The 14,014-nt window shown below is 28.9% G+C and carries 11 protein-coding genes; 1 reads left to right on the top strand and 10 read right to left on the bottom strand.

Going from position 1 to position 14,014, the window contains the following annotated elements:
- Positions 1-13 precede the first annotated feature (13 nt).
- Genes WC614_07380 through WC614_07390 form a run of 3 tightly spaced genes read right to left on the bottom strand, consistent with a single transcriptional unit; the run spans position 14 to position 3,485 of the window.
- On the bottom strand, positions 14-1,315 hold the full coding sequence (locus WC614_07380) for a glycosyltransferase family 4 protein (protein MFA5032824.1): 1,302 nt from the start codon (positions 1,313-1,315) through the stop codon (positions 14-16).
- Complete coding sequence (locus tag WC614_07385) at positions 1,312-2,475, bottom strand: hypothetical protein (protein MFA5032825.1); 1,164 nt, start codon at positions 2,473-2,475, stop codon at positions 1,312-1,314. Before WC614_07385 ends, WC614_07380 begins: the two co-directional genes overlap by 4 nt.
- Positions 2,472-3,485: a class I SAM-dependent methyltransferase gene (locus WC614_07390; protein MFA5032826.1), complete on the bottom strand. Its 1,014-nt coding sequence runs from the start codon at positions 3,483-3,485 to the stop codon at positions 2,472-2,474. The genes WC614_07385 and WC614_07390 overlap by 4 nt, the downstream gene beginning before the upstream one ends.
- Before the next feature lie 372 nt (positions 3,486-3,857).
- Between WC614_07390 and WC614_07395 the strand changes: the two genes are divergently transcribed.
- Positions 3,858-5,663, top strand: coding sequence for a glycosyltransferase family 39 protein (locus WC614_07395; GenBank protein MFA5032827.1), 1,806 nt, complete (start codon positions 3,858-3,860; stop codon positions 5,661-5,663).
- A 10-nt stretch (positions 5,664-5,673) separates the two neighbouring features.
- On the opposite strand, the gene asnB is transcribed toward WC614_07395, so the two are convergent.
- The 7 genes from asnB to WC614_07430 form a co-directional block, all read right to left on the bottom strand.
- Positions 5,674-7,509: an asparagine synthase (glutamine-hydrolyzing) gene (asnB, locus tag WC614_07400; GenBank protein MFA5032828.1), complete on the bottom strand. Its 1,836-nt coding sequence runs from the start codon at positions 7,507-7,509 to the stop codon at positions 5,674-5,676.
- A 5-nt stretch (positions 7,510-7,514) separates the two neighbouring features.
- Positions 7,515-8,627 (bottom strand): glycosyltransferase family 4 protein, encoded by a 1,113-nt coding sequence (locus tag WC614_07405; protein MFA5032829.1) that lies wholly within the window; start codon positions 8,625-8,627, stop codon positions 7,515-7,517.
- A gap of 333 nt (positions 8,628-8,960) precedes the next feature.
- Positions 8,961-10,235, bottom strand: coding sequence for an oligosaccharide flippase family protein (locus tag WC614_07410; protein MFA5032830.1), 1,275 nt, complete (start codon positions 10,233-10,235; stop codon positions 8,961-8,963).
- Position 10,236: 1 nt separating this feature from the next.
- Entirely contained in the window at positions 10,237-11,145 is a 909-nt protein-coding gene (locus tag WC614_07415; protein ID MFA5032831.1) for a glycosyltransferase, read from the bottom strand.
- A 1-nt stretch (position 11,146) separates the two neighbouring features.
- Entirely contained in the window at positions 11,147-11,728 is a 582-nt protein-coding gene (locus tag WC614_07420; protein ID MFA5032832.1) for a class I SAM-dependent methyltransferase, read from the bottom strand.
- A 179-nt stretch (positions 11,729-11,907) separates the two neighbouring features.
- On the bottom strand, positions 11,908-12,738 hold the full coding sequence (locus WC614_07425; GenBank protein MFA5032833.1) for a methyltransferase domain-containing protein: 831 nt from the start codon (positions 12,736-12,738) through the stop codon (positions 11,908-11,910).
- A 266-nt stretch (positions 12,739-13,004) separates the two neighbouring features.
- Complete coding sequence (locus WC614_07430) at positions 13,005-14,012, bottom strand: NAD-dependent epimerase/dehydratase family protein (GenBank protein ID MFA5032834.1); 1,008 nt, start codon at positions 14,010-14,012, stop codon at positions 13,005-13,007.
- Between the last annotated feature and the right edge of the window lie 2 nt (positions 14,013-14,014).

Genomic DNA, 14,014 nt, shown 5'->3' on the forward strand with positions numbered 1-14,014 from the left:
TTATCTCTATTATTCATATTATTTTTTTATGATTTATTGCCTCATTTAATACCTTACTTAATTCATAAGTCAATTGTTTTCTATCAAACTTTTTAGCAAGCACACTATAATTTGCCCCCGTATAAAGTTTTTTTTCTTTCCATTTTACATAAAACTCAAGAATTGCGTCTTTTATATCTGGAATATTTTTAGGAGAAACAACGACTCCAAGCTTTTCATTTTTAATCATTTCTGAAGCTATCCCTGGTGGAATAAGCGCAAGTATGGGATTTTGCGCACCAATATAATCAAATAACTTAGTAGTTAAAACACTTTTGCTACACTGTAATTCATATATTGTAAGCAACAAAACATCTGCAGAACATATCAAATCCACAGCTTCCTGGTAAGGTATAAATCCTACAAAATTAACTATGGTTGATACAAGATGATTTTGTTCTACACTACCAGCAAAAACAACTTCAATATCCGATTTAAAATCATTGTGCTCTAATAATAATTCTTTAATTGCTATGAGAAAGTATTCGGGCGTTTGATAATTAGAAAAACTACCACTATAAACAATAGTAAATTTATTCTTTGTTTTATATTTGCTTGTATGGTTATTTTCAAATTTTTCTTTATCATAACCATTTGTTATTGTAATAAATTTATTATTTTTTTTATATCTATCTATAAAATCTTCTGTTATTATAGCAGTAGCTGAAATAATTTTGTCTGCTCTAGAAATAAATTTTTTTTCTAACTTGTTACTAATAAATTTACTAAATTTGGTTTTAGGCCCCAATATATTATGATTCAACCATAAGTCTCTATAATCCATTACCCATGGTATTTTTTTATGACATTTTAATAGATACGCAACTAAATGAGCAGAAACCGGCGGGGATGAACTATATATCATATCTATTTTTTGTCTTTTTATAATTTCTTTACATTTTTTATATGCAAATATTGTCCAGCCTACATACCTATCTGGTATAAAAAAATTATTTATAATAGTGTTTTTAAAAAATTTCCAAATAATAAGTAATTTTGCAAATAACACTCTTTTTTCTTTGTTTTGTTTATGAATTTTTTCATCCAAGCTTTTCTCTATGCCAAATTTTTCAAATGTAACTGTTCTAAAAATCTCTATTCTTTTATCAAGTTCTCCTAATAAACTATCATCTTTTATAGAAACAGGAATATCCGTTGTAACAACTGTTGGCATCAATCCAAATTGAGGCAAGTATTTTACAAATTTTTGTGTTCTTAAAACAGCTCCTCCTCCTATCGGAGGGAAATGATAAGCTATTATCAATACATTTTTCATTGATTAGTAATTATTTTTCTAATCCAATTATCTAATTTATAAAAATTATCTTCATATGTAAATTTCTTATGATTTGCTAATACATTTTTACTTAATTTTTTCATTGTTGTCTCATCATATAATTTTTCTTTTAAATCATCGACATCCTTGTATATTAACCCTATATTATATTTCTTAACTATTTCTTCGCATGAGATTAAACTTTTCTCTGGTAACACGATAGGAATAGCTGTTGTCATTCCAAAAAGGAAACGACTCGGTAACGTATTATAAAACCTATCTCTACAATATCTGGATACAAAGTTATATAGCACTAAACAACCGTCAAATTGAGTCATAAAAGTAGACAATTCTCCATTAAAAGTCCTACTACTATCAAAAGTAGGAAAAATATGAATATATCTATTGGAGGGCAAATTCATTGCCGGAGCTCTTAAATGGATATGAATGCCTGCTTTTACAAATTCTAAAATATGTTCCCTTATATCATCAATTAATCTGGTGGAAGAAAAATCTGTTCTACCAAGAAATACCAAATGGGGTTCATTATCTACAGAAGAAAGCAATGGCAACCTTTTATGTGGAAAATATTTTTCACTAAAATACTCCATGAGAATAATATCAACTCCTCTATTAGGGTTAATAGCCGCTTTAACATAATTAAACATAGTTTCCGTAGGATAAATTCTACCAGATATACTATTAATAATTTTACTATACTGTCTATTTTCTCTTTTTACCAATTGATATGATAATGATGCTGGATAACATAATAAATTATGAATTAGCGGTATCCCTAATTTCATTTCTAAAATCATGTTTATTTCATTAAATATCCCTGAGCCAAAAAAACAATATATAATATCCGGGTTAACTTTTTTAATAAAGCGGGTCATCCTATCTTTAATATCTTTATAGCCTCTTATTACACCAAAATTGTTTAATTCCCAATAAATTCTACCAATTTTACCTTTATATGGATCTCCCTCTTCATAAATATTACAGATTTCTACTTTTCCAACCCCTGTTATTTCATCTGTAAAATAACATCTATTTACGTTAATTACAGAAACTTCATATCCATGCTTTAAAAAAGTAAAAATAGTATTTTGTTCGTGAAAATTTTGAGGCATTATTGCACCTAAATAAAGTATTTTCATTTTTTCATAATTTCTATTAATATCCCACTGGTTAAATGAAACTCTTGAAGAATCAACTCAAGTGGACTTATTATTTTCATTAAAAATTTATTCCGATAAATCTTATTTCTTTTGTTGTCTGCAAGGTATATTCTTTGACGCCCAAGATCATTAATAACATATTGTATACTACCCAGTATTTCTCCACCCCTTCTATATTTCAATCTGTTAATCTTCATACCTGTTTTATAACATAAGATTTTTATTGCCTTTGTTGAGGGTATCCATATATGACGAGGTATTTCTAAAGAATGCCATCTGTTTTTAAATATTTTAAAAAATAAATTATTACTTATAGGAACAGAAAGATATATTCTCCCCCCTGGCTTAATAATTCTTTTTATCTCCTTTAAGGTCTCTACAGGATTGTGCAAATGTTCTAAAACTTCTCTCAATAAAATAGCATCAAAAAAATTTGGAAGAAAATTGGCGTCTGTAAGTGTTCCGCAGATAATATTATGGTTTGCCTCTTTTGCATATCCCGCCGCATATTCATCCGGTTCTACACCATAAGTCTCCCATCCTAATTTTTTAAGTTTATTCAGGTTCCCTCCCATTCCACAGCCAATATCTAAAACTTTCCCTTCCCCGTTCCAAGGAATAAATGTATTGCTAAGTATAGAAAAATGGAATTTTAGTGGAAAAAGCAACAATTTTTCAATAAAACTTAACCTGTTTTTCACTGAAAAAGGATAATTATAATAATACGCTAACACTTTTTCTCTTAATTTATATTTTACCGATGTTGAAAATGAGTCTCTCGTTTCAAAATTAACAGGCATCATAGATTCATAATATGTATTTGGATAATGTTCTTCGAGTTCTTTTGGGGAAGGTTGTGGCATTAAAAATAGACTCTCGCATTTCTTACATTTTACAACATAAAAAACTTTATTAATCGGATATACTCTGTCTCTAGCTTTAAAAAGAGACAAAAAAACATTTCCTCCGCATATATTACAAATTTCCATATGATTCATTTATCAAGAAAAATATTTAGATTCATTCTTACTTTTATATTTTAGAATATCTGAATTACAAAACATTTGCAAGAAATATTTATAGACGGACTAATAAAAAATAAGATTTTACACTTTATAAACTCAAGTATACTTCTATATCAATATATCAAATATCTCTTAATTATAATCTGAAAAATGATAAAATTAAATTTATTTCCTCAAATTAGAAAATCTATGTTAATTCTTGCTATTTGATAATCTCCAATATAAGGTAAAAAATAGATAAACTCCAGTAAATATAAGGTTGACAAAAAAAATATTGAAGCAATAATCGCTAGAATCAATTAATTTATATTCTAAGACACATGATTATATAATATAATGACTCCCTACTATAAACTTCTTAAGATAGGATGGTTATTATTCATAACTTTTATCATTCTGTTGGGATTTACACTGATAGGGATATCTTATTTACCTTTCCAAATAGTAAAAACAAAAATCAATTCTTTTGCTGCAGATGGGCAAATCAACTACTTCACTTTGTCGTTTTTTGATAAAATAGTTACAGGATTACGATTGATTGGGAGTCTATTTTTTATTGTTAGCATAATCTTTTATATCTGGAGACAACAAATTTTAAAATTATTTTTCAATGTTTTATCTGCACTGTTTTATTGGAGTAAGAGCATTATTCAACATTCTATTCAAGTAGTAAGAACTGAAAATAAAATACATCTATGCACTCTTTTTATAATACTCTTTGTAGGCATAACAGTTAGGTTAATTTTTCTATTTCAGCCAATACGTTATGATGAGGCTTTTACTTTTTTAAATTATGCCTCAAGACCCTTATACATTGGACTTTCAAATTATTCGTTTCCAAACAATCACTTATTCCATACCTTTTGGGTGCATATCTCTTGGTTACTCTTTGGCAACAAATTATGGTCTATTCGCTTACCTGCATTGCTTGCAGGAATAGCAGTAATTCCCGTTTCTTATATAACAATACGGCTTATTTACAACAAATACGCTGCTCTCTTAACAGTTAGTATCATTGCTGTTTCATCAATACTTATTGAATTTTCAACGAATGCTCGTGGTTATTCTATAATAGTTTTAATTTTTCTCCTCATTCTTACCTTTGGAACACATCTCAAAAAGGATAGGCAAGCCTCTGGATGGCTATTTTTTGCTGCTCTTTCTGCATTAGGATTCTATACAATACCAACTATGCTATATTCAGTTGGAATAGTAATAGTCTGGCTTTTTTTATCCATAATATATGAAAATACAAAATTATCTCGCACTATTATCTTAAAGAAACTATTTTTTTCTATAGTTGGTATAGTAATTTTCACAATTATCTTATATACCCCGGTTTTTATAGTTTCTGGTGTAGACACACTTATAAGCAACTCATTCGTAACTCCCAAAATTTGGACATATTTTATTACAAACTTATTGCCTTCTTTTCATTCGGTTTGGTTGCAATGGAACAGAGATATCCCTACTATACTAGGTTTCATTCTTGTAGTAGGTTTCTTTATTTCATTAATTTTTCATCGACAATTAACTACACATCACATTCCAGTAGTTTTGGCAATAATTCTATGGTGTGTTCCCATCTTACTACTTCAGCGAGTAGTTCCATACGAACGCATATGGATATTTCTATTACCCCTATATCTGGGGTTTGCGAGTGCAGGGCTCAGTTATCCTATTTTGAAAATAATTAAATCTAATCACTATAAACACATTATATTTTCAATCGCAGCTCTCACCTTATCCATTGGGCTAAGTATAAATGTGATACGTACAAAATCTGTCTATTACTCAGAAGATACTGGAACATTGAGAGATGCAAAAGCTATAACTATTTTTTTGAAAGAAAAGTTAAACGTTAACGATAAGGTTTTAGGTATCTGCCCCTCAAGTGCTCCACTTATGTATTATTTTAAACTATATAATATACCTCTTAATTATTTAACCCCTTTGGATCTAAATTCAAGCACTCATATATTAATAATAGTAAATAAACCTACTCAAACATTGGAAAGCGTTTTGCGAGAGTCCAAAATAAGCCTTAATAAATACAGTTCCCCAAAACTTATTAAACAATATAAATTTGCTATTCTATATGAAATGAATAGACTCTCTGATTTATCAGAAACCACCAGATAAGACTAATACTTTACACTTGGGTGTCTATAAACTGCCTAAACCATAATTCTGTAGTCAACCATTGCCAGATTTTAAAAGTATGGTCTTTCTTCCCAGAGCAATGCTCTTCAAATAACAATCTTATAGTGTTACAATCAAATATTCCCCTATTTCTAAAAGAGTTCGAATAAATTATATCCTCTACTTGATTTTTGAGTGTATTTTTAAACCATTTGCCAACAGGTGTAGGATAACCTTTTTTATCTTTACGCGATAAAATTTCTTCCGGTAATATATCTTTCATGGCTTTTCTAAGAATATATTTCGTGGTAGAATTATTTATTTTTTCATAAATTGGTAAATTCATACAAAACTCCACCATTCGATAATCAAGAAATGGATTACGAAATTCAACGGAAAAAGCCATGGAACTTCTATCTCCATAGTGAAGAAGTGCTGGTAAAGAATCTCTTTTAATGCTTTGATATAAAGCGTTATTTAATTCACCTTTAAAGTTTTTATTCTTTTTTATGTAACCTGGAATTCCCCTATATTCTTTCTCGAATTTTGTATCAAAAATATTCTCTTTTTTACTGTTGTCAAAAATCTTATAGAGTTGAGGGTATAAAAATCTTAAAACTCCCTTAAAAGCATTAGATTTTATAACATTTGATATTTTTTTCCCTTCTTTCATAAATTTAGAAGGAAAATCATTCTTTAAAATATCTTTCAAATAAAAAAAGAAATAATTAAAATATCCTGCAAGCAATTCATCTCCGCCCTGGCCATCTAACAAGACTTTTACTCTATCTTTCGCCATTTTCATCAAATACCATTGGGCATAAATTCCAGGACCTTGACTTGGTGTATCAGAATGCCATACTATTTTTTGTAATATATCAAAAAAATTATTACTGTCTGGTTTAACAAAAAAGGGAGTTATTCTATTGCTCTTTCTGATAAGATTTATATATTTACTCTCATCACATTCTTTATCTTCCCAAATGACAGAAAAAGTTTGTATTTCATCTTTAAAAATTTTATTTTGAATTGCTACAATACTACTTGAATCTAATCCGCCGCTTAAACAAGTTCCAACCGCAACATTACTTCGCAACCTTAATTTTATTGAATCTTCCAGGAGAGAAACAAAATTCTCTTCATATTTATTATTATTTACAATACGTTTATTTTTAATATCCCAATAATTCCAAATTTTTACATCAGAGTTTTTTATTATTATAGAATGTCCGGGATAAAGACTTTTAATATGTTCAAAAAATGTATTATCTGAATTAGCAAAAATCCCTGTTTTTAAAAAATGATATAACTCGGAATAATCGGGACTTCTTTCATTGGGAGCAATTTTTAATATAGCTTTTATTTCAGAAGCAAATATAAACTTATTATAATTTTTCAAATAATAAATAGGCTTAACTCCAAGCCTATCACGCGACAAAAATAAGCTATTGTTGTCGCCATCCCATATTGCAAACGCCCACATACCATTAAATTTAGAAACACAGTCTGTTCCCCATTCTTTATACGAATATATGATCACTTCCGTATCTGTTTCTGACTCAAAATGATATCCTCTTGATTTTAGTTCTTCTTTCAATTCCAAATAATTATATATTTCACCATTATGAATACACCAGATTCTTTTATTCGAATCACTCATTGGTTGATGCCCTGTTTTTGATAAATCAATTATACTTAATCTACAATGACCTAATCCAATATTATCATCAACAAAATAGCCATTATCGTCCGGCCCACGGTGTTGTTGAACAGCTATCATTTTATGCAAATCTATTTCATTAATTGGAACTTTATCAAAATTATATATTCCCGCTATTCCACACATAAAAATCACCTTTTATTTATCAATCTGAAATACAATTTTTCCATATTTAACATGTTTTGTTTATAATCCCCTTTTTCTTTTATAAAATGATAGTTATATTTTTTTATTTCTTTAACCTGTGTTTCCGTCATATTTAAAGCTTTTATAATACCTGAACTTAAACATTCAACGTTTTTTATATCCACAATTACACCATTAATTCCATCTTTTATCCATTCTCTATTGGCAGGTAAATTAGAAACAACAGGGATACACCCACAAATCATTGCTTCTAAAAGTGCAACAGAAGTTCCATCGGAACTTGGAATAGATATCATTACTTTAGCTCTTTGATAAATATCCAATAATTTACCATGCTCTATCCAGCCTTGAAAATCTGTATATTTATATATATTTAACTTTTCTGCAAGTGTTTTGAAATTTGTTTTATCCCCTGCCCCCAAAAAAACAAATTTTACATTTGGAAACAAAGAAATAACTTTAGGTATAGCTTTTATAATTATTTCTGTATTGTATATTTTCTGAAAACCTCTTGGACAGATAATAATCAATTGGGAATCAGGAGTTACTCTTTGCTCGATGCGAAGAGATTCGAAATCTACTCCCCATTGTATATTATATATTTTACGTACTAAATATGTCTTATACATGGAAAAATACAATCTTAGTATTTCTTCCTTTATATACACTGAATCTATCGTAACCAATTGGGCTTTTTTTACTGCAAAACACAGTTTCCATTTACTAAATTGGGAAATTTTAGGATAAACCAAAACATCATCTCCCCATGCAGTAATTACAAGAGGATGAAACAATGCAAAAGCAGCGTAAAAACCATAATCTAAGATATAGTGGGCATGCAAAATATCGGGTTTTATTTTCTTGCAAATTATTCGTATAGTCAATGGAATAATTATCATATTTAAAACTGTTTGTACGGTAATTGGTAAAAATCTGAAATCACACAATCTTATTCTATATATTTGAACCCCATTTATTTCTTTTACAACCGTATTGTTAAAACAAATAAGGGATATTTTATGCCCTGAAATAGAAAAAAAATTCATCCACCGTGTCAAGTGGATACTTGAAGGATCTCCAATAAAGCAAATTTTCATTTAATGGTGTTTTGTATTTCAAACATTTTCTTGATTTGCTATTAAGTCGTTTTTCTATCTTCCTATAATCTTAATCTCTATTCCTAGGATATTACGCATATTTTATTCTAAGCAATTCATCCCCCCAACTATGATAAGATTCATAGAAATATGCCTCAATGTCAAGCACTTTGTTTCCCTCTTCTTGTTCAATATTCTCAGAATTTACCTGAGACAAATTATATATACTAGTATAATAAAGTTGGATAGTTAATGAAAAAGTTTACAATATACCCCTCTTTTGTTAATTTCCCTCAAGTTCTTTATAATCATTGTTTCAAATCACATATCCGCTTAATTATCAGTAGAAGAATTTGATTTTCCTAAATCAGTTATTGAACTATGCGAGAATTTTAAGTAAAGGTATATAATAACTAAGGTTGCTACAATATATGCGCAAGAAGAAGCTATTGCAGCACCAATAATGCCAAATTTTGGAATAAGGATAATATCAAGAGCAACAGTTACCCCCAATGACAAGGGAGCAGTTAGAAGATTATATTCTATTTTACCTATACCTGTAATATAATCCCAAAAAGGACCACAAATCCCCATTATAAGTATTCCTGGTAAAAGTAATACAAGAGCTGGATAAGCGGTAATAAATTGTTCCCCATACAGAAAATGAATAAAAAATTTCCCGAATACTGCTATTCCCAATCCTATTATTATAAAGGGAATAAATAATTTTTGAACTGTATTAATGGCAAGAACTTTGCTTGCCCCCATTGTAGAATTTGCAATTGCAGGAAACATAACCGTAGAAATAGCACTCGGGATATACCATATAAGCTCCCCTAAGCCGACAGCTACAGAATAAATTCCTACTTCTTTAGGTCCCAGAAAGAATGCAACAAGAAAAAGATCCAATCTTATATTAAAATAATGAGTTACATTGCCCACATAACCTTTAATACCAAAGCAAAATACAGATTTAAAAGCTTCTTTATCATAGCTAGGAAAAATTTTCACAACATCCTTAAGAACTAAGAACATTAGTCCAACTGGAAGCAAGGAGATAAAAATATTAATAATAAGGATAGAGTGAAGTCCTGCGTGAAATACAAATATGCATATTATAATAAAAAGTAGCAAAGATACAGATCTTATTATATCTATAATACTTCTTATTACAATACGTTGCAATCCTAAAAGAAAAGAAGAAAGGAATGTTCCCAATAATCCAAGAGGCACTATAAAATAAGTAAGCAGTTTTAAATAATACGGAACATCCACTTTCAAGACAGAAAAGAAATGGGGAATAAATATTGGATATAATATCATAATTATCACACTCATACCAATAGTTACTAATATTGTATTTCCCATTAGCAGTTGAATATCATATTTCTTTTGCCCAATAAAATATATATTAGCAATTTCTATTCCCATTGTTCCAAAGCCTACTATCATTGAAGGCACTAATATTAGTAGTTTAAGTGCCCCTTTACCTTCAGGACCAAGCACACGTGCAAAAATTATGCCAACAAGTAAAGAAGAAGCAAAAGATATAATTTGCGAAAGCAGAACGGAAGAAGAAGATTTCAACAATTTACGATAAATACTCATATTATTTTATAAAATAAACATTAAGGGTTCTAATTATATCCAATATTCCGCCCAAAAATCCTTTTAAAATAATCTTCCTGTTTTTATCAAATACTCCTTCTACTATAATAATACCTATTGTTGACCAAGAAAAACATAAAACACTTTTAATGTTTTTAGGTATGTTCTTTTTAAAAAAAAGAAAATAGTTCAAGATTTGCATTCTGTGAAATTCTGCTATATTATCTCGGGAAATTGATGAAACGGAATGTTCTAGTTTTGCAAACGGTGTTTGATATAATTTATGCTTACGAGAAACTCTGTATGAAAAATCATCGTCTTCCATATAGCAATATCCTTTTAATCCCTCATCAAAACTATATTCATAAAATATTTCTCTACGGAAAGACATGTTACATCCCAACATTACCTCAATTTCTGTTAATCTTGTCGGCTTCCATATCCAAGTTGGTTGGCCAGAATCCAAAAATTTTCCATCTCGGAATTGAGGCAATAAGAATAGTCTTTGGAAAAAGAGTTGTTTATGAGAAGGCTTTGGCATTTTTTCTATACAACCTGTTAATCCCCTAATTTCTCCTTTTTTATCATTTTCATAAATTTTCATAATTTCAAAGAGATAATCAGGTGCAAGAATTACATCATCATCTAAAAATAAAACTATATCATTTTTAACCACGTTAATTCCTGCATTTCGCTGATGAGTTAGTCCTCCAGACATCTGAATGTAAGAAAAATCTATATTAAAGTTATTTTTCATTTTTATCTTGAGAATATTCGAGATAGTATCTTTTTCACTACCATCAACAACTATTATTTCTCCCGGGGGGCGGGTTTGAAGTAAAATGCTGTCCATACACTTTAGAAGGTCATTAATACGAGCTTTAGTACAAATTACAATAGATGTTTTCATGCTATTCTTTCGGTTTTCTATCCTCGTTTTCTACCCCATTATAAAAATCTTTACTCTTTCTACTAAAAAGACACCATGTTTGATTTTCAATTTTCCCTTTTTGAATTAGGTCAAAACCATATTGATTGAATAATTTCTCATAATTATGTTTGAACAAATAAAATGTTTTATTAGAATAATCACTATCAGACATTTCATTAATATATATTTTATCACTCAGTTTTGTAAGTTTATTTATAACTTTTTCAATTTTATTTGGAAAAATATGTTGTAGTACTCTATTCGAAATTATTAAATCAAAGTGATTCGTCGGTAATTTAAAAATATCTTTGTTAGTTAAAGTAAAAATAGGAGGTGGTGTAGAATTTAATTGATAACGTATTTTAGCAATTGCAAGTGCTTTTTTAGAAATATCCTGTCCCAATACTTCTTCAATTCTTTTTTCTTGATATAATGGGAAAAGCCTTCCGCTTCCACATCCAAAGTCAAGTATATATTTAGGTTTAATAAATAAAAGTATCTTTTCTAATATCGCATAATCATGTTTCATCGTTCCCCACTCCTTATCAATATTGAGTGCCATTTTAGTCCAGTATATTTTCTGAGGATATGAAAAACGGAAAATAAAGCATTTCTTGTACAATTTAAAAAAAATACTATCTGTTATAAATGTTAGTTTTCCTATTATCTTTCTGTAGAAATACCTCATTTTATTCATTCGTAGTTATCAATTTATGTATTGTATTTATATTTTTTTACATTTTATTTGTACAATATATAAAAATGAGAAGATTCAAATAATCTACTTTTAGGAAATGTATTAAATAATAATTTCACAAATTCACTTCTACTATATTGAAAGTCTTCTATTTTTTTAAACTTTGATTCTCTTAATAATTTTTTGAACTTAAATGATATTAACCGATTTAATTCCATATAACAATCTTCATTGTGGGTGTTTTTACAATATGAATATCCTAACGGAAAATATCCATATAATCCTTTTTTATGAAACTCTTCTAATCTTTTATCACAGTATTCTAAATAATGTTGCTTCTGAAATAAGAATTGTGGAAACGGATGATATATGCAATGCTCTACATGAGCTCCATATTTATCATAAAAGAAATTATATACTATGATACATATACCATTTTTACTTAATAATTCATAACAATCATCTATAACAGTCGGTAATAGCTCTTTTTGGATATGTTCAAAAACAGTAAAAGATATAATCGTATCAAAATATCCTTTGTACTCTTTTTTTAATTCTGTAGACGAAGTTCTATAGTATTTGAGCTTTTCGTTTTCGTATTTTTTTGCTATTTTTATTCCTCTTTTCGACAAATCAATACCAACTACTTCTTTTGCCCCACTTTCGGAAAAAAGTTGAGTTTTCCCTCCAACAAAACATCCCAAATCCAAAATTCTTTTATTATAAAGCCAGCTTTCTCTCGGGATATATCTATCATAAAAATCTAAACTCCCCATATCGTAACTTGCCCTGTATGTTTCTAAATCTTGATGAGAGTTTATAATACTCTTATTAAAGCGGTCCCATCCGATATAAGATTTATTTATTAATTCCATAAGTGCAAAACTACTTTTTTTTGATAAAAATAGTTTAATTGGGGGTATTATTAATAAGTAAAAACAATCCAAAAAAAAATAATATATTCTGATTATCCGACTGATTATTTTAAAAAGTTTTGTAATCAATTTTTGAAAAATCTTTTAAAGAATTAATTCCATCCTTAAAAATATTATGCTTGATTAAACACGTAATATCTCTTTAATCTTAAGTTATTCCAGCATTAAGATGTGTTTATACAAATTAATCTACCCTACGTAAACAATTAAATCAATTTTTCTTTCCAGGTTTTAGGTACTTGCTCTGTCTCTAATTCAAGGGTTTTTAAATAAGAAGGATTTTGAGGACCTAACTCTTTAGCCCATACTATCATTCTTTTTACGCCTTCTACTAAAGGAAATTTCTCTTTATAATCTAATAATTTTTCCGATTTTTTATAGGTAGAATATGCATATTTCACTTCTTTCGGCCTCGGGGCTAAATATACAACTTTTACAATTTTATCAAATTCTTTCATTACAATTTTCGCCATTTCATTTAATGTTATTGGTTCTTTTCCCCCTATATTTATTATTTCATTGTAACATTTTTTTTCAAAGCCCGATTTACTAATACATAATATTGCATCATGTATATAACTAAACGCTCTCTGCTGTTCCCCATCCCCATATATATATATAGGTTTATCTCTGAGCAAAGCATTTATCCAAATGCCTATAACATTACGATAAGGGTCTGCAAGATTTTGACGCTCTCCATAAACATTATGAGGTCTTAAAATCACATATTCAAAACCGTATACATCTGCAAGTATTTTTGTAATTTCTTCCATAGATGCTTTATTCACACCATAAACATCATCGGGCTTAGTCTCCATAGATTCATCAAATGGTGTAACTTGACTGCCATATACACTCATTGAAGAAGTTAAAACTACTCTTTTTACTCCTTTATTTATACTTGGGATTAAAACATTGAGATATGCCATAATACCACGTTCGGTACAATTGATAGGAGTAAATTGACTTCTTCCTTCAGTAGCATCTGCTGCTAAATGATAAAGAATTTCAGGAGAAATTTTTTCTATTAGCTTTTTAGTAGCAGTTTTATCTCTTAAATCTATTTTAAAAAACTTTGACCGGGGATTTATATTTCTTGTATACCCACCGGAAAGATCGTCTAATCCATAAACTGTATGTCTTTCCTTTATAAGAGAATCTACAAGCCATGAACCAATAAATCCTGCCGCACCGGTAACTACAACTTTTGCCATAT

Source organism: bacterium (genome assembly GCA_041649255.1).
GTDB lineage: Bacteria > Hydrothermota > UBA3073 > JACQXS01 > JAQTXJ01 > JAQTXJ01.

Excerpts from the sequence above, each read along its gene's own strand:
- WC614_07415 (MFA5032831.1), bottom strand. The coding sequence starts at position 11,145 with ATGAAAACATCTATTGTAATTTGTACTAAAGCTCGTATTAATGACCTT.
- WC614_07430 (MFA5032834.1), bottom strand. The coding sequence starts at position 14,012 with ATGGCAAAAGTTGTAGTTACCGGTGCGGCAGGATTTATTGGTTCATGG.
- WC614_07385 (MFA5032825.1), bottom strand. The coding sequence starts at position 2,475 with ATGAAAATACTTTATTTAGGTGCAATAATGCCTCAAAATTTTCACGAA.
- WC614_07420 (MFA5032832.1), bottom strand. The coding sequence starts at position 11,728 with ATGGCACTCAATATTGATAAGGAGTGGGGAACGATGAAACATGATTAT.
- WC614_07380 (MFA5032824.1), bottom strand. The coding sequence starts at position 1,315 with ATGAAAAATGTATTGATAATAGCTTATCATTTCCCTCCGATAGGAGGA.
- WC614_07395 (MFA5032827.1), top strand. The coding sequence starts at position 3,858 with ATGACTCCCTACTATAAACTTCTTAAGATAGGATGGTTATTATTCATA.
- WC614_07410 (MFA5032830.1), bottom strand. The coding sequence starts at position 10,235 with ATGAGTATTTATCGTAAATTGTTGAAATCTTCTTCTTCCGTTCTGCTT.
- WC614_07425 (MFA5032833.1), bottom strand. The coding sequence starts at position 12,738 with ATGGAATTAATAAATAAATCTTATATCGGATGGGACCGCTTTAATAAG.
- asnB (MFA5032828.1), bottom strand. The coding sequence starts at position 7,509 with ATGTGTGGAATAGCGGGAATATATAATTTTGATAAAGTTCCAATTAAT.
- WC614_07390 (MFA5032826.1), bottom strand. The coding sequence starts at position 3,485 with ATGGAAATTTGTAATATATGCGGAGGAAATGTTTTTTTGTCTCTTTTT.
- WC614_07405 (MFA5032829.1), bottom strand. The coding sequence starts at position 8,627 with ATGAAAATTTGCTTTATTGGAGATCCTTCAAGTATCCACTTGACACGG.